Source organism: Variovorax sp. P4_D9, from assembly GCF_056401695.1.
This window is the reverse complement of record NZ_JBFUIU010001337.1, coordinates 1-1,677: the sequence shown is the minus strand read 5'-3', so window position 1 is coordinate 1,677 and position 1,677 is coordinate 1. Positions and strand designations below refer to the sequence as shown.

Here is a 1,677-nt window from a genome sequence, read left to right as displayed (position 1 = left end):
CCACCGGGCACCTCTCGCGAGGAGGAGCTCGGCGCCGGCGGCCCTTGCCGCGCCGACGTTGCGCGCCTGGACGGGCAACGTCATCGCCCCTGCTTGCGCCGCCAGGGCACCTGTATGGTCCGTGCACGAGTCGGTTACGACCACCAGTTCCACCGGTTCGGCTTTCAGTCGACCGTCTCGTGACGCGGTCGGGATGCGCTCGATGCAAGCGACGACGACGTCTTCTTCGTTGTGCGCGGGGACGACGACACCGATCATGTCACTCTATGTTGTGCGCTCGTCACAGGTCGCGGTTGCGACCACCGAGGCTGGCACAGTAGGCAGCGACCAGGGCGCGAATCACCAGGGACAGGAAAATCCAGAGCGAGCCGTAGGCAGTTGTCTTGCGCGCGGCGTCTGCCGCGCAGGAGCGACGCGACTTCATGGCGCTTCTCACGAAATTCGTCACCGCCAACAACGAAAGAAGCCGCGCGCCGATGCGCGCATGACGAGCGCCCGGGCCGGGCTTGGGGAGCGGACTTTTGGGGCACCCTGCGAGTTCGAGATTCGGCTGCGCCCCGAGCGCGACGGCCCGGATTCGCCTCGAATCGGCATGCGGCACCTCGGCTGCGCCCGCAGCGCTGTGACACGCGCGCCATGAGGCTGCACACCTCGTAGGGCGTGAGCAACTGGCCTTCCCAGTGATCCCCCGCTCGCGCGACATGAAAAGTTACCCGAGGCAATCGGCAAAGCCGCCATCCACTCCGCAAGCACCCCAAGCAGTTGCGCGAAGCGCTCCACTTCAGCGCGTTCGTACTCCCTCACGATTTCCAAGTAGCGCGCTTCACGCTTCTCACGCTGTGTAAGGTCCATCGAGTTGCTGATAGCAATGGCAGACATTTCGCAAAAGTCGGCGAAGACCTTGTGCAGACGATGCCGGCGCTCTCGCGGAGTAGGTTGGTCATGGCCAAACCGCTGGCAGTCGATGAATGCCTGAATGTCCAGTGAATTGCTATCGGTCACGTCTTGTCTCCGTCTTTCTGAATCGTTGCGACGGCCGGTCCGTTCAGCAGTCCACTTGCCAAGCCGATCGCTGGGGCCTGGCTGTCAGGCTGCTTCGCTCATGATCGGCTCGGCATGCGCCCGCTCGTGCTTCGTCTTGCGCAGAAGATCAAGCGCGACGTCGACGATCATGTCCTCCTGCCCGCCCACCATCTTGCGAGCGCCCAGTTCGACGAGGATGTCCACCGTCTTGAGGTCGTACTTCTTTGCGGCGGCTTCTGCATGGCGCAGGAAGCTGGAGTACACCCCCGCCTGCGGCACTGCCACCCCGACCACGAGAAATCTTTCGAGGTCGTCGCTGGCCGCGCGATGCGCGTCGGCGTCGGTCAGCGCAGCCTTGCGTTCGTTCGCACCATCGACGAGCATTCGCGCGAACGGGTGCGAGGCGTGCTTGCTGCCTTCGGCAGACAGGATAGGTTGATGGAGGTGTTCACCGACGGCGCCAGCTGCGCCAATGGCAGCTGACGGCTTTGCCCCGGGCGACTCACATTCTGGACTGGTATCACCTGCGACGACGCGTCAGCAAGCTCGATGCCGTCGTGCACAGCAAGGCGACGGCCGGCCAACTCAAGCCCGTGGACCATGACCGATTGCCGTATCTGGCCGGTGGACTGAAGTGGCGGCTGTGGCATGGTC

At 64.0% G+C, this 1,677-nt stretch carries 3 protein-coding genes and 1 pseudogene; all 4 read right to left on the bottom strand.

The genetic code is table 11. The features are described 5' to 3' along the window. On the bottom strand, positions 1 to 258 hold a 258-nt coding region (locus AC1DY5_RS54635), incomplete at its 3' end, for a glycosyltransferase (protein WP_478122529.1). A 22-nt stretch (positions 259 to 280) separates the two neighbouring features. Further along, positions 281 to 424: a hypothetical protein gene (locus tag AC1DY5_RS54630; protein ID WP_478122528.1), complete on the bottom strand. Its 144-nt coding sequence runs from the start codon at positions 422 to 424 to the stop codon at positions 281 to 283. 20 nt (positions 425 to 444) lie between these two features. Beyond that, entirely contained in the window at positions 445 to 1,002 is a 558-nt protein-coding gene (locus AC1DY5_RS54625; protein WP_478122527.1) for a hypothetical protein, read from the bottom strand. A gap of 84 nt (positions 1,003 to 1,086) precedes the next feature. Next, a pseudogene (locus tag AC1DY5_RS54620) lies at positions 1,087 to 1,308 on the bottom strand (4-hydroxy-2-oxovalerate aldolase); the annotation flags it as partial. Positions 1,309 to 1,677: the final 369 nt, after the last annotated feature.

What these genes read in the sequence shown, in the direction of transcription:
- AC1DY5_RS54630 (WP_478122528.1), bottom strand. Translation starts at nt 424, where the DNA reads ATGAAGTCGCGTCGCTCCTGCGCGGCAGACGCCGCGCGCAAGACAACT.